Origin of the sequence: Vescimonas coprocola (assembly GCF_018408575.1) — a bacterium.
GTDB lineage: Bacteria > Bacillota > Clostridia > Oscillospirales > Oscillospiraceae > Vescimonas > Vescimonas coprocola.
In genome coordinates, this window is sequence record NZ_AP023418.1 from 1,775,090 (window position 1) to 1,796,186 (window position 21,097).

At 56.0% G+C, this 21,097-nt stretch carries 20 protein-coding genes and 1 pseudogene; 8 read left to right on the plus strand and 13 right to left on the minus strand.

Features of this window, described 5'->3' with window-relative positions:
* Positions 1-8: 8 nt before the first annotated feature.
* The 5 genes from KJS28_RS08735 to KJS28_RS08755 all read right to left on the minus strand — a co-directional run bounded on the left by KJS28_RS08735 (position 9) and on the right by KJS28_RS08755 (position 5,531).
* Positions 9-1,181, minus strand: a complete 1,173-nt coding sequence (locus KJS28_RS08735) for a tyrosine-type recombinase/integrase (protein ID WP_213540597.1) — start codon at positions 1,179-1,181, stop codon at positions 9-11.
* Positions 1,182-1,309: 128 nt separating this feature from the next.
* Positions 1,310-2,518 (minus strand): tyrosine-type recombinase/integrase, encoded by a 1,209-nt coding sequence (locus tag KJS28_RS08740; RefSeq protein ID WP_213540598.1) that lies wholly within the window; start codon positions 2,516-2,518, stop codon positions 1,310-1,312.
* A gap of 2 nt (positions 2,519-2,520) precedes the next feature.
* Positions 2,521-3,933 carry a relaxase/mobilization nuclease domain-containing protein gene (locus KJS28_RS08745; protein WP_228298364.1) on the minus strand — a complete coding sequence of 471 codons (1,413 nt, stop codon included), beginning with the start codon at positions 3,931-3,933 and terminating at the stop codon, positions 2,521-2,523.
* Between the two features lie 5 nt (positions 3,934-3,938).
* On the minus strand, positions 3,939-4,244 hold the full coding sequence (locus KJS28_RS08750; protein ID WP_213540600.1) for a MobC family plasmid mobilization relaxosome protein: 306 nt from the start codon (positions 4,242-4,244) through the stop codon (positions 3,939-3,941).
* Positions 4,245-4,475: 231 nt separating this feature from the next.
* Positions 4,476-5,531 carry an AAA family ATPase gene (locus KJS28_RS08755; protein WP_213540601.1) on the minus strand — a complete coding sequence of 352 codons (1,056 nt, stop codon included), beginning with the start codon at positions 5,529-5,531 and terminating at the stop codon, positions 4,476-4,478.
* A 146-nt stretch (positions 5,532-5,677) separates the two neighbouring features.
* Here KJS28_RS08755 and KJS28_RS08760 point away from each other — a divergent pair, with 146 nt between their 5' ends.
* The 5 genes and pseudogenes from KJS28_RS08760 (at position 5,678) to KJS28_RS08780 (ending at position 9,709) form a co-directional block, all read left to right on the plus strand.
* Complete coding sequence (locus KJS28_RS08760; protein ID WP_213540602.1) at positions 5,678-6,787, plus strand: DUF6076 domain-containing protein; 1,110 nt, start codon at positions 5,678-5,680, stop codon at positions 6,785-6,787.
* 16 nt (positions 6,788-6,803) lie between these two features.
* Positions 6,804-7,763, plus strand: a complete 960-nt coding sequence (locus tag KJS28_RS08765; protein WP_213540603.1) for a sigma factor — start codon at positions 6,804-6,806, stop codon at positions 7,761-7,763.
* 110 nt (positions 7,764-7,873) lie between these two features.
* On the plus strand, positions 7,874-8,170 hold the full coding sequence (locus tag KJS28_RS08770) for a hypothetical protein (RefSeq protein ID WP_228298365.1): 297 nt from the start codon (positions 7,874-7,876) through the stop codon (positions 8,168-8,170).
* Between the two features lie 13 nt (positions 8,171-8,183).
* Positions 8,184-8,333: pseudogene (locus tag KJS28_RS08775) on the plus strand (helix-turn-helix domain-containing protein); the annotation flags it as partial.
* 377 nt (positions 8,334-8,710) lie between these two features.
* Positions 8,711-9,709, plus strand: coding sequence for a uroporphyrinogen decarboxylase/cobalamine-independent methonine synthase family protein (locus KJS28_RS08780; RefSeq protein ID WP_228298366.1), 999 nt, complete (start codon positions 8,711-8,713; stop codon positions 9,707-9,709).
* On the opposite strand, the gene KJS28_RS08785 is transcribed toward KJS28_RS08780, so the two are convergent.
* The 7 genes from KJS28_RS08785 to KJS28_RS12715 form a co-directional block, all read right to left on the minus strand.
* Positions 9,706-9,846, minus strand: coding sequence for a hypothetical protein (locus tag KJS28_RS08785; RefSeq protein WP_228298367.1), 141 nt, complete (start codon positions 9,844-9,846; stop codon positions 9,706-9,708). The genes KJS28_RS08780 and KJS28_RS08785 overlap by 4 nt on opposite strands.
* A 114-nt stretch (positions 9,847-9,960) precedes the next feature.
* Entirely contained in the window at positions 9,961-11,316 is a 1,356-nt protein-coding gene (locus KJS28_RS08790; protein ID WP_213540604.1) for an MATE family efflux transporter, read from the minus strand.
* Positions 11,309-11,728, minus strand: coding sequence for a GNAT family N-acetyltransferase (locus KJS28_RS08795; protein ID WP_117496007.1), 420 nt, complete (start codon positions 11,726-11,728; stop codon positions 11,309-11,311). The genes KJS28_RS08790 and KJS28_RS08795 overlap by 8 nt, the downstream gene beginning before the upstream one ends.
* A 22-nt stretch (positions 11,729-11,750) precedes the next feature.
* Complete coding sequence (locus KJS28_RS08800; protein ID WP_213540605.1) at positions 11,751-13,112, minus strand: MATE family efflux transporter; 1,362 nt, start codon at positions 13,110-13,112, stop codon at positions 11,751-11,753.
* A gap of 59 nt (positions 13,113-13,171) precedes the next feature.
* Positions 13,172-13,711 (minus strand): nitroreductase, encoded by a 540-nt coding sequence (locus tag KJS28_RS08805; RefSeq protein ID WP_228298368.1) that lies wholly within the window; start codon positions 13,709-13,711, stop codon positions 13,172-13,174.
* A 1,246-nt stretch (positions 13,712-14,957) separates the two neighbouring features.
* Positions 14,958-16,346 (minus strand): magnesium transporter, encoded by a 1,389-nt coding sequence (mgtE, locus tag KJS28_RS08810; RefSeq protein ID WP_213540606.1) that lies wholly within the window; start codon positions 16,344-16,346, stop codon positions 14,958-14,960.
* A gap of 355 nt (positions 16,347-16,701) precedes the next feature.
* Positions 16,702-17,166: an ATP-binding cassette domain-containing protein gene (locus tag KJS28_RS12715; protein ID WP_324614714.1), complete on the minus strand. Its 465-nt coding sequence runs from the start codon at positions 17,164-17,166 to the stop codon at positions 16,702-16,704.
* Between the two features lie 312 nt (positions 17,167-17,478).
* Here KJS28_RS12715 and KJS28_RS08820 point away from each other — a divergent pair, with 312 nt between their 5' ends.
* The 3 genes from KJS28_RS08820 to KJS28_RS08830 all read left to right on the plus strand — a co-directional run bounded on the left by KJS28_RS08820 (position 17,479) and on the right by KJS28_RS08830 (position 20,067).
* Positions 17,479-18,156, plus strand: coding sequence for a TIGR00266 family protein (locus tag KJS28_RS08820; protein WP_021858812.1), 678 nt, complete (start codon positions 17,479-17,481; stop codon positions 18,154-18,156).
* Between the two features lie 113 nt (positions 18,157-18,269).
* Positions 18,270-18,845, plus strand: coding sequence for an RNA polymerase sigma factor (locus KJS28_RS08825; protein ID WP_021858813.1), 576 nt, complete (start codon positions 18,270-18,272; stop codon positions 18,843-18,845).
* On the plus strand, positions 18,835-20,067 hold the full coding sequence (locus KJS28_RS08830) for a PepSY domain-containing protein (protein ID WP_213540607.1): 1,233 nt from the start codon (positions 18,835-18,837) through the stop codon (positions 20,065-20,067). Before KJS28_RS08825 ends, KJS28_RS08830 begins: the two co-directional genes overlap by 11 nt.
* A gap of 48 nt (positions 20,068-20,115) precedes the next feature.
* Here KJS28_RS08830 and KJS28_RS08835 read toward each other — a convergent pair whose 3' ends face one another.
* Entirely contained in the window at positions 20,116-20,973 is an 858-nt protein-coding gene (locus tag KJS28_RS08835; RefSeq protein WP_213540608.1) for a DUF2238 domain-containing protein, read from the minus strand.
* Positions 20,974-21,097 lie beyond the last annotated feature (124 nt).

Consider the following 21,097-nt stretch of genomic DNA (forward strand, 5'->3'; position numbering starts at 1 on the left):
TCAAATTATTATATCTCAAGCCCTTTTTGTAGTTTTGCACTTGCGGTTTGCTTATTCTTGTCGAAAGCGTGGGTATAAATATCCAGCGTGGTGGAGGGCTGGCTGTGGCCGAGGATGCCCGCCACCGTGGCCACATCCGTACCGCCCGCGATCATCAGACTGGCGGCGGTGTGCCGGAGAGAATGGACGTTCAGCTCTTGCGGCAGGCCGTTCTTCTTGAGGATCAGCTTGAAGCGGTAGGTGAAGGTGGTGGGCGTCATGGGGAGCTGCGCTCCTTGACGGCGGAACAGGAAGTCATCAGCGGTCAGCTGCCGCTGGTCATAGGTCTCGGTGATATACCGGCATTTTTTTTGGTACTCCCGCAGGAGACTTTCCATCTCGGCTGAGAAGTACACATAGCGGTCACCTGCGCGGGTCTTGGGTTCTTTGACGAAGATCTCCTCGTCCGTCACCTTGACCGCGTTGCGGCAGATGTGGATGGAACGCTGCTCCCAATCAATGTCGCACCACTTCAATCCGCAGCACTCGCCCCGCCGCATCCCCGTGGCAATGATGAGCTTGAAGTAGGTTTCGTACTTGATGCTCTCGCCCTCCAGCGCGGCGATGATCTTCTGCGCCGTTTCCTCGTCCGCGATCTTCTTTTCACACTTTCGACCGGCGTAGCGGTAGGTGCGCCACGCCGGATTATGCGAAAGAAAGCCACCCTCCACGGCATCAGAGAGAATGCTGCACAGCGTAGCGTGCACGCCCTCAATGGTGTACTCGGAGAGTGGCTTTTTTGTGTCGGGACGGATGACTTTTCGCAGTTCGGCGTAGAAATTCCGGAAGTGCTCCGGCCGCAGCTCGGTGAGCTTGTAGTGACCCAGCGCCGGGAGGATACGCTCGATGTCCTGCCGGTCGCGGCGGATGGTGGACTTCGCCAGCTTGCCGGGCGCGATGTCCGTCAGCCACAGGTCGATGTATTTTGCCAGCGTGAGCTGTTGGACGGGCTGCGGCGTGTGGCGGCATTCCCGTTCAAAGAGGACCGCCTGTTCGTTGAGCCACTTTTCCACCTGCCTGGGTGTCAGCTCTGCGGGAGGATGGACGGTTTTCTGCTGCGGTCTGATGCGTTTGCCGTTGTAGTCATAGCCCATGGAGACCACGATGAGATAGCTGCTGCCGCGCTTGCGGATGCTTGCCATAAAAATGACCTCTCTTTCATTTGACCTCGGTACAGTTGAGGCTTATTTTGCAAGCACAACATACCGCAAGCACGGCGGTAAAGCTATCACGATTTCCTTGGAAAAATGAATTTCTACGAAAGCAACAATCATGCACTGTGCCGTTTCGGAGAACAGGCGGCGGCGAGATTGAAAATCTGCTCGCCGTCCGGGCGGAGCATGGTGCGCATGGAGTCAGCCGCCTGCTCCTTCTGTGCCTGCTGGGGGTGGCAGTAGGTGCGCTCTAAGAAGCCGGTGTCAGCGTGCCCCACGAGGTCTGCCACCGTCTGCTTGTCCACGCCGCAGTGCAGCAGCGAGGTCACGAAGTAGTGCCGCAGGGTGTGAAGGTGGTATTCCCGCGGAAAGCCGATGGCTTCATAGATTTTCCGCAGCCGCTTGGTGAAGGTGTCCGGGTGGATGAGCTGCCCCTGCTCATCGGTGAAGAGGTAGGGACTGAGCCTGCGGCGCTGCTTGTCCGCCTCCATCTGCTTGCGGCGCTTGTAGGCGAGGAGGATACCCCGCAGGTCAGAGGAGAGATAGACTTCACGGCTCTTGCCGTTTTTGGTAGAGCCCTCCACGATGCCCTTGCCGGGAACGCTGCTGCGGGAGCGGCTGACGGTGAGCAGCAGACCGTTTTGCGTGCCGGCGAAGTCCGACCATTGCAGAGCGCACAGCTCGCCCCGGCGGCAACCGGTGTACATGGAGAGCAGATAGAACAGGCGGTAGTGCCGCGGCTCCTTTGCCAGCGCATCCAGCAGCTTTTCCACCTCGCCTCGCGTGGGAATGCGCTGCACCGTGCGCTGCGGTGTGGGCAGGTCTAACATCCGCGCGGGATTCTTTTCGATGATCTCATTGCGCTTAGCGTCGCTGAGTACGGCGGAGACCACAGAGAGGTATCGCTGCGCGGTGGATTCGTTGATGTGCTTTCCGTGGTGCTTGCGCTTGCGCAGCTCGGAGAGCATATTTTCCAGTGCCATCGGTCGGAGCTTATTGAGGCGGATGCCGCCGATCATGGGATACACCACCTCCAGCATCCGCCGGTATGCAGCGATGGTGCTGGGGGCGTATTTCGTCTGCCGCTTCAGCCAGCGGGAGGCGAATTCCTCAAAGGTCATCTCGCCGTCCTCGGCGTAGCCGGTCTTGAAGCTGCGCTCCAGTTCTTCGGCGGCGTGGGCGACATACTGCCCAATGCCGCGTTTGGGAACATTGGGCGGGACTTGGATGGTCTTTGCCTTGCTGATTTTTTTGCCGTTGGGTCGGTAGCCGTTGCTGACGGTGATCTTATATCGCCGCTCGTCCAGTTGCTTGATGCTTGCCATTTTTAGAACCCTCCCATGGTTTGCTGCTGTTTTTCTTGCACAGCCTGCTCATCCAATTTTTCTTTCACCGCCAGAGCTGCGCCTGCGGCGAAGCCGATCACCGCACCGAAGTTCTCAGCGGCGATCTTCGCCTCCATGCGCCGCCGCTTTTCCTCGGCGTCCTCATCCTCGTCCAATAGCGCTCCCGCGGCAGCCAGTCCGGCCACAGCGGGCTTTAGAGGAACAGGCCGCGGATCGCCGCTGCGCCGATCACCAAAAGCAGTGCGATCCACTTGAGGGCCACCAGCAGGCTGAAGTCCGGCAGCCAGTCGATCCACTTGGAGGAATATTTCTCGCTCAGGTTCCCAACCCGTTCCAGCAGTTTGTTCATCTCCGTCAGTGATTTCTGGATATCTGTCAGAGACTGCTGCACCGGCGTCAGGTCGATGCGTGTTTTCAGCTCCGGCAGGGCCTTCCGAATTTCCTCCAGCTCCCAGTTTATTCCGTCTGCCTGCTCCGTCAGCTTGTTCATCGCCTGCGGCAGATCGCACCGGATCACGATGGGCTGGATCGGCTGTGCCGGTGTACTCGGCGGTGCGCTGTTCGACTGGTTCAACCGTTTCAATTCCTCCATCGGTTTCCTCTGTTCGCAATTTCCTCTTGATGAGTTCCGCCCGTATTCTGAATTCATGCTCCATGGCCTCCTTGCAATACTTTTCCTCGTGTAATTTGTTGTCGCGGCACTTTAGTCCGTCCGGCGTGGCGTAGGTGATGTACTTGCGGGTGCTCTCCCACCTCACCTGATAGCCCTCGGACGCCATCAGGGAAACGAAAGCGTCCTTGTCGGCGGCGTATTTCATGCACTCGTCGATGGTGTTCATGAGCCGCAGCTTCCAGCTTTGGCCCTTCAGAGCCGTGTGGTACTCCGCGCCGCCCATGCCGCGGGCCTGCTGCGTTGGCACGTCAAAGACCGGCAGGCCCATCTCCTGACAGATCATGTCATTGCGCCGCATCAGCTCCTGGATCTGCTCCTTCGCCATGTGCAGCTTTTTGCCGGTCTCGAAGTTGAGGGAGTTGATGACGCAGTGGGAGTGGATGTGCCCGCGGTCGACATGGGTGCAGACAAGCACCTCACAGCCGTCGAAGTATTCCGCCAGCCGCCGCGCGGCTTCGTGGGCCTGTCGGGGATCGACTGCCGCGCCCTTCGGAAAGCTCTGCACCATGTGGTAGAACATCACGCCGCCGTCCTTGTGGTAGAGGAGTTTCGTGTTCAGGAAATCGTCGTAGACGCTCTGCGGCTGGCAGTTGATGCCGCTGACGAGCGGCCCGCCCTCCCATGCGGTTTTCTTTTCCTGCATGACGTAGAGCATCACGCCGCGCATGGCGGCGCGGGACTGTGTGCCCCGCTTGTAGTTCACGAAATGTACGATGGCCATACGGCTCACCGACCTTCCATGACTGCCCGCAGCGCGGCGCTGACTTCGGACAGCTCACCGGCAGCTTTTTCCAGACCGATGACCTGCACCTTGCCTATGTTGGCGAGGACGGTGAGCCGGTTGATGTTGCTGCCGATGCCCTTGAGCTGGCGGAGCAGATCCTTCTGCTCGCCGATGACCACGATTCGCTTGCCGAGACAGCAGGCGGTGACGTAGTCGCTCATGGACATGTGGGCCTTCGCCGCCAGCGCCCTGATCTTCTCGCGGTCAGCGGACGCCATGCGCGTGCTGAATTTGATATCTTTTTTCATGTTTTTCTCCAATCGTAGCTAAAAGTGGGTCCGGGCTTCTGCCCGGAATTTGGGTGCAGGGCTTTGCCCGCCCAGTGCGTTTGGCAGGGCAGCGGCTTCGCCGCAGACCAGACAAATGCGATGCTGGCCGTCGTCCGAGCGGACGACGAATCCCTCGTCCCGCGCCGTGTGCGATAACCAGCTCTCGGCGGGTACACCACCACCCCGTCCCCAAACCGCGCACACAGCGGCTCACACGCCGAAACACGGCGGGTTCTCAGGGTCGATGGTGACGATGTTCTCGGCAGCGGGATCATCGACACCATCGACCCTTTTCAGGCAGATCAGCCGGTCGCCGTTGCTCTTGCGGAAGGACACCGTAATGCCGTTTCTCCTTAGAGCGTCAACGCTTTTACGGATTCGGTGGGAAAAGCTGTTGGGGGTCAGTCCCTCTGTACCGGCAGGGTCGATCTTTTCCAACAGCACCTTGGCAGAGGCGCTGATCTCCGGCTGTCGGCGCAGCAGTTCAGAGAGAAGAAAAAGAATTCCCTCGTTGGGTTGCTCCGCCTGTTCACAGTTATCTGACAGCAGTTTCCAGACATGATCCTCGCCATCGAACTCCAGTGCCAGTTCCCGGTAGGGGATGTCCCGCCCGGTGCAGTAGAGCGTGGCGGTGTTCTCTCTGCGCTTGCTCTTGCGGAGGACGAAGTTGCTGTCGGTAGCGCCGCTGAGTCCGGTGGTGCCGGAAATCATGTTTATGGGATCATCGTCACTCATCTTCCGCAGGTGATGCACCAGCAGAATGGCGATGCGGTGCTTGTCCGCCAGCGCTTTCAGAACACCGATGTCCCGGTAGTCGTTGGCGTATGGATTCGCGTCGTTGCCCGCGGTGCGGATGCGCTGGAGCGTGTCGATGACGATGAGCCTGGTCTGCGGATGCTCCTTCAAAAATTGCTCGATCTGTTCCACCAGTCCATTGTGGAGCTGCTGGGACATGACGGCGAAGTGCAGCGTGGGCGGTGCGTCCTCCGTGAGATCGAAGAGGCGGCTTTGGATGCGCTGAAAGCTGTCCTCCAGGCAGAGATACAGCACCTCGCATGGGCGTGTGGCGAATGTCCAGAGCGGTTTGCCCTGTGCGGCGCAGAGACACAGCCACAGCGCCAGCCACGATTTGCCGATCTTCGGCGCGCCTGCCAGCAGGTGCAGCCCTTGCGGGAGCAGATCGTCGACCACGAAGGAGACCGGTTCGTAAGCGGTGCTTTGCAGCGTGTCCGCGTCGATGGTTTGCAGTCGTTTGATTTGAGACATAAAAAACCTCCAGATAAAAGGATAAGGGCAGAGACCTCGCTGCAGTCGAGGCTCTAACCCTTTCACTTGATTATTCTGTATTTTTTGATAGAATGAGAATATCGCGGGACGGCTGCAAAACGGATATGGGACAGGAGGGCGATGCTATGCCGCTGGGAATACAGCAGAACAACGATTTTACGCAGTTCACAATGGATGTCTGGAATGACAAGATCTTTTATCAGGAGCAGGAGTTTCCGGCGGGATTCATGGCGATGTCCATTCTGAACATTCCCGAAGAAGAACTGCCGGAGCTGATACAGGCCGGCGGCGCACCAACCTTCCTGTTCCCTGTGGTGGTACAGGGCAGCGATGAGGACGCTGCGGCGGTATTCCCGCAGCTGCGGGAACGGATACTGTATCTGACTGAACTGCTTTGGAAGTATCCGCCCTTTTGCTACAATGACTATGAGAAGGAAATGAGCCGGATCAATATCCTGTTTGACGAAAGAAACCTCCTGCAAATACGGACGCCCAATTCAGAGCTCCAGACAGAGTTTCTGAGATTCTGCGTCGGGATTATACGCATCCCTATCGCCATGTACCACTTCTATGCAGCGGGGCGGTTCTTTGAGCTGGATTATCTGCGGCGTCTGAAAAAACGGAACGAAACACATTTCGCCGTGGCCGCGCATGACTGCTTCAACAGCGAGCAGTTTTGGGATGAGATGCGGAGTTTACAGAGCTTGAATATGGAGCCGTTCACGGTTTACCCGGAGCTGTCCTCCACCTATGTGTTTGCCCGCAGTCCTAAAAACGAAAAAGAAATGGTGTTTGTGGAACGGGTATCTTTCCTGCGGCTCACAGATTTTTACACCTACGACCTTTTGAACGGGTTGCACCACGGCCACGCGCCCAGCCAGTGCCAAGGCTGCGGGAAATATTTTCTGACCACCAACGGCCACATCCCAAAATACTGCGACGGCATCGCCCCGCAGGACAATCGTTATACCTGCCGGCAGTACGGTGCGATGATACACCAGAAGGAGCAGAACAAACAGCACCCGGTCTACCGCCTGTTCAATACCCGAACCGGGACGATCCGCAAGCATCACCAGAGAGGAAAAATCTCCGATGACCTGCGGCGGGAGGCACTGTATCTGGCGGGGAGCTACCGGGACAAGGCGCTGATGGACAACGACTATGCCGCTGACGGATATGCGCGGGACATGGAATTGGAGCACATTTACGCGGAGGCAGAAAAGCGGCTGAAATGAGGAAGGGGGCGCTCCTGTGACGAAAAATATGTACACCGTTGCCGGGGACGGCCCCTGCAATGAAGAGCTTGCTTTGCGGATGCAAGCCGGAGACAAAAACGCCGCGGAACGCCTCATCGCACAGAACGAGGGTTACCTCACCGACCTGGCGCGGGCGTACACGCCGTGGTGTGAGATGGAGGATTTGAAGCAGGAGGCGGCGCTGGCGCTGCTGGACGCGGCAGGGCGCTTTGATCCCGCCTACGGAACAAAGCTGCTGACCTATGCGACACCCGCGATAGAAGCGGCGCTGCCCGACTATGCCGCGCGGTATTCTTCCTCTCTGTCCATTCCCATCAGCCGGTACAATCAACTGCGCAGGGTGGCATACCTCTGTGCCGAGGGATGGGACTCATCTGATGCTGAGTTGGTCAAGGTGGTGTACGGAGAACTGAATGTATCTGCCAAGGTAGCTGGGGCGTTGATAAAAGAATACCGGACGCTGTTTTGCGTCCGGCAGTTAGGTGACGATGTGTTCTCCGTCAGCTGCGGCGGCGATCCCGCCGTGGCCTATGACCGCCTGATGCGCCGGACGCTGCTGATGCAGCGGATGGAGCAAGTGTTGACGCCCAGGGAGTTGAATCTGGTGCGGAGTTATCTGGGCATCGGTCAGCCGGACGAGGTTGGCATGACCTTTCAGGAGCTGGCGATCCGGCTCAACTACAATGGCCCCAGCGGAGCGGAGAAGGCATACAAGGCCGCGCTGCGGAAGTTGAAAAAGGACTTGTATGGCGGGGCTTACGGCCGGTGGCTCGCCGCGCAGAAGGCCATCCGCGCCGCCAAAGCGGAGGCGGAGGCAGATCTTGGACATTATACAACACCCCAGATCACATGGCTGGATGAAGAGGAGTTAGCGGAGCGGTTTTTCTGTGAGGTCGCTGCGTTGATCCGTGTTCACGAGATATTCGGTGAGACATTAGAAAATGAAGAAAATTAGCAGTACGGTACCGGGTGTCAGCCTGATACCGTACTGCTATTTGCTTATTCTGAATCTTCCTTGTTGATGACCATGGAATAGATTTTATTGCAGAAAGCAAGAGAGGATTTTTGAAGTTTCAAGTTAAAACCATTCGCAAAGGAACAGGCTATGTTTTTATGCGGGAGGAATATTTTGATATTTCAGACCAATCACTTTACTTGTTCTTGCTTTTGCTAAATGATGGCGAACACCCCATAGAATATTTAATTCCTGCGACCACATGGGATAATGACAGTAGTAATATTTTTGTTTACCATTCATACAAGGGTAAAAAGTCGAAACCAGAATATGTCCTAAATATTTCCGCCAAGAACATTCCGCAGCTCGAAAGATTTAAGTTAGAAAATATGATAACGGCAATATAATGAGGAACAAAATATGGCTTTAACCATACAAGAGCGATTGAAAGACCTGCGTGTGGAGTGTGGCTTGACGCTGGAACAACTTGCGGAGCAGACGCACCCCTCCAAGTCTGCGCTGGGCAGCTATGAAGCGGAGGACTTCAAGGACATCAGCCACTATACGCTTTCCTCCGGCGAGATCCAGACGGAGAGCGCCGCCCAGACCGGCACAGTAAGTACGGGCATGGGTAATATGGGCGGCCCCGGCGGGCAGAAGCCGGACGGAGCGCTGCCCTCCGGCGGCGGCCCAAAGCCGGACGATGATACCCCACGGTCAAAGCCGACGGGCGAGATGCCGCAGAAGGATAGCGGCAACGCCAAAGCCTGAAAAAAGCCAACTGAACGCAAATCACCAAGCCGTTGTGATACAACAGCTTGGTGATTTTGCACAGTTATTGATCTGACAGCTCAAGTCTTGCGGCAGACACGGAAAAAAATCTGGACTTGTTGCAGTTCGAGTCCTATAATCAGCCTATTTTTTTGGTATGGAAGGAGCGTTTCCCCATGAACAAAGCAAATGCCCCTTTTCGCTATGACTACGTTGGCAGCTTTCTTCGCCCTGCCGGACTGAAGCAGGCGCGGGCAGACTTTCAAAACGGCAAGATCGGAGCCGATGAGCTGAAAGCAGCGGAGGATCAGGCGATCCGTGAGCTGGTTGCCAAGCAGCAGAGCGCTGGATACCACGTAATTACCGACGGCGAATTCCGCCGTGCCACCTGGCACCTCGACTTCATGTGGGGCTTTCACGGTGTGGGCCACAGCCGCACGGAGAAGGGGCTGCCGTTCCATGGAGAGAACGCAATGCTTGATGATACCTACCTCACCGGAGAGGTGGGAGTGGACAGCCATCCCTTTGTGGAGCATTTCCGGTTTGTCAAGGCGCTGGAAGACGAGAACACCGTAGCCAAGCTGACGATTCCCGCACCCGCTCAGTTTCTGGAGCAGATGGTCATGCCCTTTGCAATGGAAAATACCAGCAAATACTACCCCAACATTGAAAAGCTGGTGGAGGATCTGGCAGCGGGCTACCGCAAGGTCATTGATGACGTATATGCCGCTGGGTGCCGCAACCTGCAATTTGACGATTGCAGCTGGGGTATGCTGGTAGACCCCCGTGCCTGTCTGATCTTTGATACCGACGAGAAGGGGCTGGAGGCCATCAAGGAGCAGATGCTCGCCGCCAACAATCTGGCCATTGAAGGCAAGCCGGAGGATCTGGTCATCAACACCCATGTCTGCCGGGGCAACTTCCACTCTACCTACGCCAGCTCCGGCGCTTATGACAGCGTGGCCAAGACCCTGCTGGCCCGTGAGAACGTGACTGCCTACTATCTGGAATTTGACGATGCCCGCAGCGGCGGCTTCGAGCCTTTGGCCACTGTCAGCGGTGAGAAGAAGGTGGTGCTGGGCCTCGTCACCACCAAGCGTCCTGAGTTGGAGGATAAGGGGGTGTTCTTCGTCCGGCTCCGGTTCGGCAAATTGGATAAACTTCTCATTTGTTAGATAATCAAGGGGAATTTCCCGTTCCCATTTCTGCCGCAGCCGTATGATTTTCCGATGGCGGCATAGCGAATGACAGCTTTACAAAAGGCGTTGTGCTTGCACCGGATATACTCTTGATAGGCGTCAATCTCGGTCATGGAAATTCCCCCTCTCTGAATGATAGTGCGGGGCGGCAGCACTCCGTGCTGTCGCCCCTTGATTGCCTATCTGCAAAGGCAGACGGGGCTGTCAACGGCGGCACAAAGCAACGTTCATTTTACTGTTGACGGGCTCAGCTGGCTTTGTGCTATTGCCTTGTAGTAAACACAAATAGAAATGATTGCTGTAATCGCTTCTGTGATCCAAAACGCATTCCAGACGCCAACCGCTCCGAAAAACCTGCTGAGTAAAAACGCAGCCGGAATGATAACCACTACATACCGGCAAAGGGAAATCAGTAATGAAGGAGCGCCTTTTCCAAGTCCCTCCAGTGCGCCGGAAGATGTAACGGAAACCGCCGAGACGATAAAACCGGCGCCGATGATACGCAGGGCTGTTTCCCCGGCCTGAATCGTCGCTTCTGTGTGGGTAAACAGCCCCATAAGCTGGCCGGGGATCAGCAGACATATCACTGTCCCAAGCACCATAATGATACCACTCATGCACAAAACGATCTTAAAGATCTGGCTGACCCGTTGGTGTTCCCCCGCGCCGTAGTTATAGCCGATCAGGGGGCGCATCCCCTGCACAATGCCATTCGCTGGAAGATAGACAAATGTCTGCAATTTGTAATAGATTCCCAAAACCAGAATATACACTTCGGAATATGCCGCCAAAATCGCATTGAGCGCCGAAATCAAAAGAGACGGAAGCGCGAGATTCAGGGTTGCGGGAATGCCAATGGAGTACAGCTTTATTACCATCTTTTTGCTGGGGAGAATGTACTGCCTGCGGATATGCACGCGAATTGGCCGCGCAAGATAGACTACAAGGTAAATCGTCAGCGTCAGAGCCTGTCCGATGCCGGTCGCCAGCGCAGCGCCTTCGATTCCCATTTCCGGGAATGGGCCATAGCCAAAAATCAGAACGGGGTCTAAGACAATGTTTGTGATGCACCCGCACATCAGGCTTATCATGGTTGTTTTCATGTTTCCTACTGCCTGGAACAATTTCTCAAACGCCATGCTGACGGTAACAATGAGTGTAAAGGCGAACGCAACGACAGAATAGCGGACGCCAAGTTCAATGACCGCTTCGGATGAAGTAAACATCCGCAGGAAAACCGGCATGATCGTAATACAGCAGACTGTCATAACAACGCCATGAATCACGGCAAGCACAAGTCCCTGCGTGGCTGCCTGATCCGCTTTTTCATGATCCCCAGCGCCCAAATGAATGGCGATTACGGCGTTGATTCCAACGCCAAATCCAATTCCAACAGCATTGATAAAATTTTGAACCGGGTAAACCAACGATAATGCCGTCATAGCCTCCTCGCTGATCTGCGCGACGAAAAAACTGTCCACAATGTTGTAGAGGGAATTGACCAGCATGGATAACACCATAGGCAGGGTCATGGATAAAATCAGCGGTAATACCGGTTTTTCTTTCATAAAAGTTTCATTCATTCGTGATTGCCTCCGGTGTTTCTTTTCTTGTCATAAAACAGATCGGATCTTTTCGGAAGCCAAAGGGTTCATAAAACTGTTCAGCCTCTTCCGTGATCAGCATTCCCAGCAGGGAACGGTATGTGTCTTCTGCCGTAATCGCCTTTAGGAGAGAGGCGCCCACACCCCTGTGCCGGAAATCTGCATCCACAACAACATCACAAATATAATACTGGGTGGCATAGTCTGTTATCACTCTTGCAAATCCGATTTGTTTTCCGTCGGCGGTATAGGCTCCATAGCAGATAGAGTGTTTCCATGACTCCATAATTGCTTCTTTCTTTCTGTTGCATGCCCATACGGTCTGTGATAGAAGGCGAAGTACGGTTTCTGTTTGCAGAGCATCCAGCCCTTTTTTAATATGTATTTCCATATCGTCTCTCCTTTTCCTGTTCTTACTGTGTTTTTGTACCGCTGCAAAGCGTTTCTTTTTTTCTGCCTGCTCGGAAGATCAGAAGCGCCAGAACGAATGTTGCCGTTTCTGTGACAGGGAAGGACAGCCAGATCCCTGTAATCTTCAGGAGTTTTTCCAGACCCCACATGAATGAAATGAGCAGCAGAAACTGACGCAGTAGCTGAATCAGTATACTTGGAAAGACCTGTTCTGTTGCCTGAAGATAGGTGGAGATCATGGTAGACCATCCGCAGAACAGGTAGCTGACCGCCATAATCCGCATAGCGGATATTCCAAAGGAGCGCATGGCTTCCGACGCCGTAAATAATCCCAAAAGCTGCGCCGGAAAGAGGATGACGGTCAATGTTCCCAGTATCATCATACCGGAGACCAAAGCGGTTCCGTAGCGGAAAGCAGAGTGCAGCCTATCTCTGTTTCCCGCACCGTAGTTGAACCGCATAATAGGAAGACAGCCCTGGATCAGCCCGTTGACCGTCATGACAATCAACTGCTGCACCTTAAAATACGCACCGAAGAAAGCGATTGCCGTATCGGAATAGGCGACCAGAAAAAAGTTTACAAAAGTCACCATAAAAGAACTAAGGGCATTCATAATAAAAGACGGCAGTCCAAGGGTGAAAATACGGCCAATCAGCCACTTTTGCAAATGAAAGCCTTTGATTTTTACCTGCACTTTCTGCTTTTTGCCCAGCAGTAAAGCAAATGCCAAAATCATGGACAGCAGATAGCCTGCAACGGTAGCTACCGCAGCGCCGCGGATTCCCATAGCCGGGAAAATACCAATCCCAAAAATCAGAATGGGGTCAAACACGAAGTTGACGACCACGCCCGCGATCTGGAACCACATGGGAGCGACCATGTTCCCGGTGGCCTGTATCATCTTCTGGATGGCGATATGCACCATATTGGGAATTTGCATGAAGGAGCACACACTCATATAGGCGATGCTCAGCTGATAAATTTCTTCATTATTGGTGAATGCCCGAAAATAGGGTTTCATAATCAGTAATGCCAGAAGATTGAGCAAAGCACCAATTCCAAAGGCCAGTAACAATCCATGTGTGACAGTTGCATTTGCCTCATCCTGCTTTTTCTGTCCAAGATACCCTGCTATCAGCACATTCACGCCGACACCGATCCAGATAGACGCTGCATTCATCAGTGTTGTAATGGGAAACGACAGGGAAACCGCCGTCAAAGCATTTTCACTCAGCCGCGCTACAAACGCGCTGTCTATCAGATTATAGGAATATTGCAGGAACACGGAAATCAGCGGCGGTATCGACATTTGCCAGATGAGCTTTCCAACAGGAGCGACCGCCATTTTATTATTGGTCTGCATACTTTCCCTCCTCTCCACAAAGCGTCCGGCGCAAAAAATTGCGCCGGACAGCAGGATCATTAAATCCGAACGATATAGTTTTGTTTGCGTGCTGCGGGTTGACTGGCTTCCCGGGCTGGATACCCCAATGCAACCGCCCCGACACCGCGCAAGGTTTCCGGCAGCTTCCACTCCCGCAGGAGAGCCTTGCCACTTTCACTGTCAAAAATCTCACGTTCCCGATGTACCCATACAGTTCCCAGTCCAAGGGCATGGGCGGCGAGCATCATGTTTTCGAGGACGCAGCTTCCGTCCTCCACAAAGGTACTTGCGGAGCCATCTGCCAAAACCAGGATCACGACAGGTGCGCCATAATAAGGGTCTGTGTTGCTCCCCATCACTTCTGCGTTTAGTTTTGCAATCTCCCGCCTATATTTGGGGTCTGTAATTGCAATGATGGTTGGAGATTGATGTCCTCCGCCGGTAGGAGCGTAAGTCCCTGCTTCCAGTACAGCGTCCAAAGCCTTGGAAGGGACAGGTTCCGATTTATAAGCCCGTACACTACGGCGCGTCTTGATAAGAGACAAAAAATTTTTTTCCATACAGATATAGTCCTCCATTCTGCTAATACTTCCGAGATACAGGCAACAAAAAAGCCACACGGCTATCACAAGATAGCTGTGTGGCAAAAAGATGACCGAATCCGGAAAAAGTCCACTCAAATTTTACGCATATTATTATAGCATTCTTTCAGGAGACTGTCAAGCATCAATCATTACGGAATTGTGGCGTCTATCTGTTGTTTTTTGTGTTACTTTATACACCTACATTGAAGACATGAAGGAGTTTATCGATAGGGCCACTCAGTTGAATCGAGCTGCGTGACGTGTGACCTGCTCAGACTACTATTTGACTACTATCGCAAAAAACCTCGGAAGCCTTGCAAGGCAAGGCTTCCGAGGTTTTTTCTTCAAAATGGCGGAAATTTGTGCAATCTCAACCAAGCCCTTGCGCCGCAGGGCTTTCCGGCTTGACGGTCTGATAACTCCGGCTCTGTAGGCCGCTGGTTCGAATCCAGTCGGGCGTACCAGAAAAGCGGCAAGCATCGCAGGATGCCTGCCGTTTTTCCTTTTGCCCCGACGGGCGGATCTTATCCGCGTCTGCTCCACATCGGCTCTTTACAAGGGCGGGGGTCCCGTCAAGATTTATGCGCAAAACTGTTTGCAGGCTCCGGCTGAGTGAAGTCAGCCGGCAATAGAGACGTCATCCAGAGCCGCCTCCAAATGCTTCCTGTTCATGTATTTCTTGCAGCCTCACTGGGCTTCGCCATGTGGCGGGCACAGGCCAGCATCAGGGAGACAAATTTGTTGCCCCCAGCCTGTGTGGTGCCGATGTAGAAGTTCATCAGTCTGTGAATCAGGGCGGAAAACGATATATCGCCCACATTGCCCAGACATGGTATGAGGCCAATAAGAACAAGGGCATCATGTTCAGAATGCAGGATCGGGTAGAATCCGGGAAAAACGGAGAGCACTGGGTGTCGTTCTATCAAACAGGCTTATCAAAACATTCTTATTTCCGGCAGCGCTGGAGATGTCCATGCATCAGGATGCTGGGCCAAAGGTGATTCCGTGCCGCTGACCTCCGGCACAAGCCGCAGATTCGGGATCGTGCTGCGTTTTTAGTATTCGGATGGTACGGAGGACGAGGAGATCGCCAACGTCAATCCGGATTGCAGCAGTCAGAACGACTGGCAGTATCTGTCCCTGCGGGCAGTTGCGAAAAAAAGCGTATACCTCCATGCGGATCGTGTTGCGTTATGACAAGTACCCCCGTAACCGTCAGGTTACAGGGGTACTTCTTTTTTCACAGATGGAACATATTCACCAGAAACAGCAGGGCCAGTCCATAGTAGGTCACCACGGCCACCAGATCGTTGACCGTTGTGATCAGCGGGCCGGAGGCCACCGCCGGATCGATGTGGATCTTATGAAACAGCATGGGAACCATCGTCCCCACAAGGCTGGAGATCACCATGGCCACCACCAGCGACACCCCAACGCAGCCGGAGATCAGAAAAGCCGGCCCCCACGCATAGCCCTTGCACGCATGGATGTAAACCCCCAGCACCGCCAGCGCCATGAGTCCCAGGCACCCGCCGTTGAGAAGACCCACCCGCATCTCCTTGCCCAGCAGGGCCAGTTCCTCCTTCAGGGTAAGGTTCTCGTCCATGAGGACCCGGATGGTGACGGCCAGCGACTGGGTGCCGACGTTGCCCGCCATATCCAGCACCAGCGACTGGAAGCAGATGACGATGGGCAGCACCGCCACCACGGACTCGAAGATGCCCACCACCGATGAAACGCCCATGCCCAGAAACAGCAGCACGATGAGCCACGGCAGACGCTTTTTCATACTGACGGCGGCAGGCTCCCGGAGGTCCTCCTCCGAGGTCAGGCCGCCCAGCTTGGCGTAGTCGTCGCCCATGGCGTCATCCACCAGCTCCACCAGATCCTGAGCGGTGAGGATACCGGCGATCCTTCCGTCCTCCGTCAGCACCGGCAGGGAATCCTCCTCATACTCTGCGATCCGGTCGATGCAGTCCTCCACCCGCTCGTGGGCCAGCACATAGGGATAGCTGCGGCGGATGATCCCGCTCAGCGGATCGTTTTCACGGGCGATGATCAGATCCTTCAGGTCGATGGCCCCGGCAAAGACGCCGCTGCCGTCCACCACATACAGCGTGGAGATATTGTCGTGCTCACCGGCCTGCCGCACCAGCTCGTTCATGGCGCCGCAGACGGTCAGCGTATCCGGGATGCAGACGAAATTGCCGCTCATGCGGCTGCCGATCTCCTCCTGATGAAAGGCCAGCAGCCGCCGGACATCCTTCCGGGTATCGTCGTCCAGATGTGCGGCCAGGGTCTGTTTCTTCTCCTCCGGAAGCTCCCGCAGCATATCCAGCGCATCCGCCGTGTCCATGTCGGCTATCATTTCTGCCGCCAGCGCCGCCGGAAGCTCCGCCAGATAGCGGGAGGCATCGTCCAGATAGGGGAATATCTCTGCCAGCGTCCGGTCGTCCAACTGCCGGAACAACCGCTCCCGCTCCGCATCCGTCAGCAGGGTGACGGCCTTGGCCACATCTCGCTGGTGATAGTGCTTCAGCAGCTCCGGCAGACGGTCCCCGTTTTGGGCCGTGCGGATGACCGCTGCGATCTCCTGTGCGAACTCCTTGTTTACCATTCTGTTCATCATATTCTTGTCCTCCTTTGACGCTACTTTGGGCAAAATGGGCGCAAAAATACACCGCCTCAGAGATAGTTGCCACAGCAAGACGTCTCCGGTGCGGTGCAGAAGGACACAACAAAACAGAATGTGGTCAGCTCCTGTCCATGGATGACCACACCCTGTGTCTCTGCGGGCCGCATACCCGGCTTCGTCCTGTACTTCCGCAGCTATCCATGAACATTCACCTCCGTTGATGGCTGAAATAGGTCTTTTTTGACCACAGCCCATCATAGCAGAACCCATCGGCACTGTCAACCGTTTCTTTCCCCAGCATTTTGCAGCCCCGGAGGTCTTACGACCTCCGGGGCTGCGCTCCCAATATTTACTGTCCCTGAGGCAGAATCTCCACAGTCCTGCCGCCAAGACTCTCATAGATGCGGTGGGAAACGGAGAGGGCGGTGCGCCCACGGGATGCCTGACGCAGGGCCTCCCGTACACGGGCCTCCGTCTCGGCATCCAGATTGGCAGTGATCTCATCCAGCAGCAGCACAGCGGGGTCTGCCGCTGCGGCCCGTGCAATGGACAGCAGCTGCCACTCCCCCTGAGAGAATATCCCGTCCGTACACACCGTGTCATACCCCTCCGGCAGCGCCTGGATGGCCTCGTCGATCTCCCGGACGATGGTGTCCGGCCCCTCTCCCTGCACGATGTGGCGGAAGAGCTTGATGGCGGCGTAGTCCGGCACACTGCACGCCCCGCCGTCTGCGTGCCTCTCCACCACGCAGTAGGAGTCCTTGCCCAGATGCGGATCCTCCACATACTCGATGCGCTCCAGCTTCGTCACCACCTTGGCCGCATCCGCCAGCTCTCATCTGAGCGGAGAGAATTTTGTTGCACCGCTGCCAAGGATGCCCGCAAAATGGAGCACGCTGTCGGCGCGGCAGACAGAGCATCTGGTGTACTTTCTCTGCATCGGCAAGACCCTCCGCAAGGAGCCGGAGACGACGGAGTCCTGAGCCGCTTCTTGCAAAATGTAAGGCTTCGGGTATATTTTCTTCTTCCTTTCGTTCCGTTTCTCTGCTATACTGGAGCCATACCAAGAAACACACGGCGGAGGTTCTCCCCTTCTCTGCCGGAAAATCGTAAGGAGGATACCACCATGCGTTATGAAATCAAAGGCACTCCCTTCCCCGTGGTAATCTGTCAGCTGGAAGACGGCGAGCAGATGGTCACGGAGCGTGGCTCCATGGTCTGGATGAGCCCTAATATGGAGATGCAGACCCATGGCGGTGGACTGGGGCGGATGTTCTCTAAAATGTTCTCCGGCGAGAGTATGTTCCAGAACATCTACACCGCTCACGGCGCCGGGATGATCGCCTTCGGCTCCAGCTTCCCCGGCCAGATCAAGGAGATCGCCATCACTCCCGGCCACGATATGATCCTCCAGAAGAGTGCCTTTCTGGCCGCCGTGCCGGGAGTAGAGCTGTCCATCCACTTCAACCAGCGGCTGGGCGCAGGCCTCTTCGGCGGCGAGGGCTTCATCATGCAGCGCCTCAGCGGCAGCGGCATGGCTTTTGCCGAGATCGACGGCACGCTGGTGGAGTACGACCTCCAGCCGGGTCAGCAGATCGTGGTGGACACCGGCAACGTGGCGGGCTTCACCGCCGGGGTGCAGATGGAGATCCGGCAGGTTCCCGGCATGAAGAACAAGCTGCTGGGCGGCGAGGGCCTGTTCAACACCGTTCTCACCGGCCCCGGCCGCATCTGGCTGCAGACCATGCCCATCTCCGGCGTGGCCGCCGCCCTGCTGCCCTATATCCCCACCGGCAACAATTAAGCTGTCTGTCAGGCCCGCAGAGTCCCTCTTTGCGGGCTTGGCAAATTTTTTTATTTTTCACGCAATAAAACCGCATCTCCACGCATTACAGGGATGACAGGAGATAAAAGCCTATGACTGCATGGCCCGCCACAACCGAATATGCCGGCAGCAGTGCTCATCTGACGGAGCTGCTGGCCGCCATCGCCGCCGGGCAGCAGGATGCGCTGGCGCAGCTCTACCATCTCACCCGAACGGCGGTGTATGGTCTGTCGCTGTCGTACCTGAAAAACACCCACGACGCACAGGATATCACGCAGGATGTATTCGTTCATGTGTGGGATCACGCCCCGCAGTATCGCCCCACCGGCTCTCCCATGGGCTGGTTGCTGACGGTCTGCCGGAATCTGTGCCTGATGCGTCTGCGGCGCACGGAGCGCCACGCCGTTCTCAGCGAGGCAGAATGGGACGCCATTCCCCAGCAGGAGACCGGTCTGACCACAGAGGAGCGAACGCTGCTGCAGCACGTTCTGTCCCGTCTGGGGGAGGAGGAGCGGCGCATCGTACTGCTCCATGCCGTCACCGGGCTAAAACACCGGGAGATCGCCGCTCTGCTGGAGCTGCCCCTCCCCACCGTCCTGTCGAAGTATCACCGAGCAATCCGAAAAATGCGTGCTGATCTGGAAGGAGATAACGCCCATGACAAATGAAAAGCTGGAACAGTGCCTTGCACAAGCGCTGGAAAAAACAGCCCCCCATGACGTGGACGGCGTTCTCTCCCGCTGTGAGAAGCGGAAAGGAACGGAAATCCCCATGAAAACAAAACCTCACTCCCTGAAAAAATGGATGGCGATGGCGGCCTGTCTGGCCCTTCTGCTGCTGTGCGGCGGCGGACTGTTTCTGCGGCAGGCCAATGCTGTGGCCTCCGTGGTCTCCATCGACGTCAACCCCAGCATCGAGCTGCGGGTCAACCAAAATGAAAAGGTTCTGGCCTGCGTGCCTATGAACGACGACGCCCATGCCATTCTGGCGGATATGGGCGACGGCGAGGATCTGAAGGGGGCCAAGCTGGATGTGGCAGTAAACGCCATCGTCGGCAGTCTGGTCCGCAACGGCTATCTGGAGAGCATCTCCTCCGCCATCATGATCTCCGTAGAGGATCGGGATCAGAGCCGGGCTCACCGACTGCAGCAGGACCTCTCCGCCGCCGTGGACGGCATCCTGCGGGACAGCGCCTCTCAGGCCTCCGTATTGACCCAGACGGTCACGCAGGACACGTCTCTGGAGAAGCAGGCCAAGGACCACCACATCTCCACCGGCAAGGCGGCGCTGGTGAACCGTATCCTCGCCCTGAACAACAGTCTGTCCTTTGAGGAGCTGTCCAGGCTCTCCATCGGTGAGCTGAAGGATCTGGCCGAGACCGGCGCTCCTGCCATGCCCATCGGCATGGAGCGAGCACTGGAGATCGCCCTGCTCACCTGCGGGCAGTCCGCCGACCAGCTGACCAAGCAGGAGGTGGACGCTGAGCTGGACGAGGTTCCCGCCCACTACGAGGTGGAGCTGGAGGACCGCAGCGGTACGGAGTACGAGTATCGCATCGATGCCTATACCGGCGCTGTGCTCACCTCCTATGTGGAGCCGGACGGTCACGACGATGCGGATGACCACGATGACCATGATGATGACTACGACGATGACGACGATGATGCCCAGCCCACCGGGCAGATCGGCCACGCCGCAGCCAAGGCCGCTGCCCTGACCCACGCCGGTGTGTCAGAGAGTCGGGCCTACGACATGGATGTGGAGCTGGATGACGAGGATGGCCGCTGGGTATACGAGGTGGAATTCAAGGCGGATGGCATGGAGTACGAATATGTCATCGATGCCTATACCAGCGCTGTACTGGAATACGATATGGAGCAGGACGATTGACCCCTTATAGCAAAAGAGGCAGGCACAAAAGTGCCTGCCTCTTTGTCGTTATTCCGATTCCGGCGGCGCTCCGGGGTCTCCCTCCGGCAGCGATGTCTCCTTGTCCTCGTCCTCCGACAGGGTGGGGATAAATGCCTGCGCCAGCTTTCCCTTGCCCCGGTGCTTGATGTAGAAGTAGCCGATGACGCTGAAGATCACGGCACCGATGAAGTTGACGAACAGATCCTCCATGGTATCGTACAGCCCGATATCCAGATACCCGTCAAAGCCCAGATCCGTGCCGTTGACGGCCACCGAGTGGATGCCGTCGATGGTGATGGGGGTGTTGCTGTTGGTGGGGTCCAGCATCACGGAGGTAATGCTCTGCACCACGGTGTCCTTCTGCATATCCAGATGGAACACCCGGTCCATGCCGAACTCGAAAAACTCCCACAGCACCCCCACGGTCATGGAGAAGCAGAAGGCCGCCAGCGCCACATATACCGGCGACAGCTGGAACTTGATGCGGCTGTTGCGGTTCAGGATGTCGATAAGGGCAAAGCCCGTGGCGGCACAGAGGAAGCCCGTGGTGGTGTGGAGCATGGAGTCCCAGTTGGGGTAGGTGATGAAGTAACACTCCAGCTCCCCCAGTATCTCCGCTGCGAAGATGAACAGCAGGATAATGATCTCCAGCACCGACGGCAGTTGGATACCGAAGTTCTGCTGAATGAAAAACGGCAGGATGAACAGCGCCAGCACCAGCAGGCAGATGAAAGCGCTTTCATATTCGCCCCGGATGATGGACATTACCAGCTCCGCCAGCACGATCAACCGCAGGGCCACATATACGGCGAACACCGCTGGCTGCTTATGAATGGTCTCCTTCAGCCGCTGGACCGTATCTCTGGGTTTGGGCGTTTTTTTCATAAAGGCTCCTTCCCGGCACAGCACTGCGCCGCTGTGGTTTTTTCTGCATGGTATCATATCCCCGGTCAAAACGCAACGAAAAATGTGACAAAAATCGTGGCGGCCCGTCTTGACAAGCGGCCCG

What these genes read in the sequence shown, in the direction of transcription:
- KJS28_RS08820 (WP_021858812.1), top strand. Translation starts at nt 17,479, where the DNA reads ATGCGTTATGAAATCAAAGGCACTCCCTTCCCCGTGGTAATCTGTCAG.
- KJS28_RS08740 (WP_213540598.1), bottom strand. Translation starts at nt 2,518, where the DNA reads ATGGCAAGCATCAAGCAACTGGACGAGCGGCGATATAAGATCACCGTC.
- KJS28_RS08750 (WP_213540600.1), bottom strand. Translation starts at nt 4,244, where the DNA reads ATGAAAAAAGATATCAAATTCAGCACGCGCATGGCGTCCGCTGACCGC.
- KJS28_RS08745 (WP_228298364.1), bottom strand. Translation starts at nt 3,933, where the DNA reads ATGGCCATCGTACATTTCGTGAACTACAAGCGGGGCACACAGTCCCGC.
- KJS28_RS08790 (WP_213540604.1), bottom strand. Translation starts at nt 11,316, where the DNA reads ATGAATGAAACTTTTATGAAAGAAAAACCGGTATTACCGCTGATTTTA.
- KJS28_RS08795 (WP_117496007.1), bottom strand. Translation starts at nt 11,728, where the DNA reads ATGGAAATACATATTAAAAAAGGGCTGGATGCTCTGCAAACAGAAACC.
- KJS28_RS08805 (WP_228298368.1), bottom strand. Translation starts at nt 13,711, where the DNA reads ATGGAGGACTATATCTGTATGGAAAAAAATTTTTTGTCTCTTATCAAG.
- KJS28_RS08760 (WP_213540602.1), top strand. Translation starts at nt 5,678, where the DNA reads ATGCCGCTGGGAATACAGCAGAACAACGATTTTACGCAGTTCACAATG.
- KJS28_RS08780 (WP_228298366.1), top strand. Translation starts at nt 8,711, where the DNA reads ATGAACAAAGCAAATGCCCCTTTTCGCTATGACTACGTTGGCAGCTTT.
- mgtE (WP_213540606.1), bottom strand. Translation starts at nt 16,346, where the DNA reads ATGATGAACAGAATGGTAAACAAGGAGTTCGCACAGGAGATCGCAGCG.
- KJS28_RS08800 (WP_213540605.1), bottom strand. Translation starts at nt 13,112, where the DNA reads ATGCAGACCAATAATAAAATGGCGGTCGCTCCTGTTGGAAAGCTCATC.
- KJS28_RS08785 (WP_228298367.1), bottom strand. Translation starts at nt 9,846, where the DNA reads ATGACCGAGATTGACGCCTATCAAGAGTATATCCGGTGCAAGCACAAC.
- KJS28_RS08835 (WP_213540608.1), bottom strand. Translation starts at nt 20,973, where the DNA reads ATGAAAAAAACGCCCAAACCCAGAGATACGGTCCAGCGGCTGAAGGAG.
- KJS28_RS08755 (WP_213540601.1), bottom strand. Translation starts at nt 5,531, where the DNA reads ATGTCTCAAATCAAACGACTGCAAACCATCGACGCGGACACGCTGCAA.
- KJS28_RS08830 (WP_213540607.1), top strand. Translation starts at nt 18,835, where the DNA reads ATGACAAATGAAAAGCTGGAACAGTGCCTTGCACAAGCGCTGGAAAAA.
- KJS28_RS08735 (WP_213540597.1), bottom strand. Translation starts at nt 1,181, where the DNA reads ATGGCAAGCATCCGCAAGCGCGGCAGCAGCTATCTCATCGTGGTCTCC.
- KJS28_RS08825 (WP_021858813.1), top strand. Translation starts at nt 18,270, where the DNA reads ATGACTGCATGGCCCGCCACAACCGAATATGCCGGCAGCAGTGCTCAT.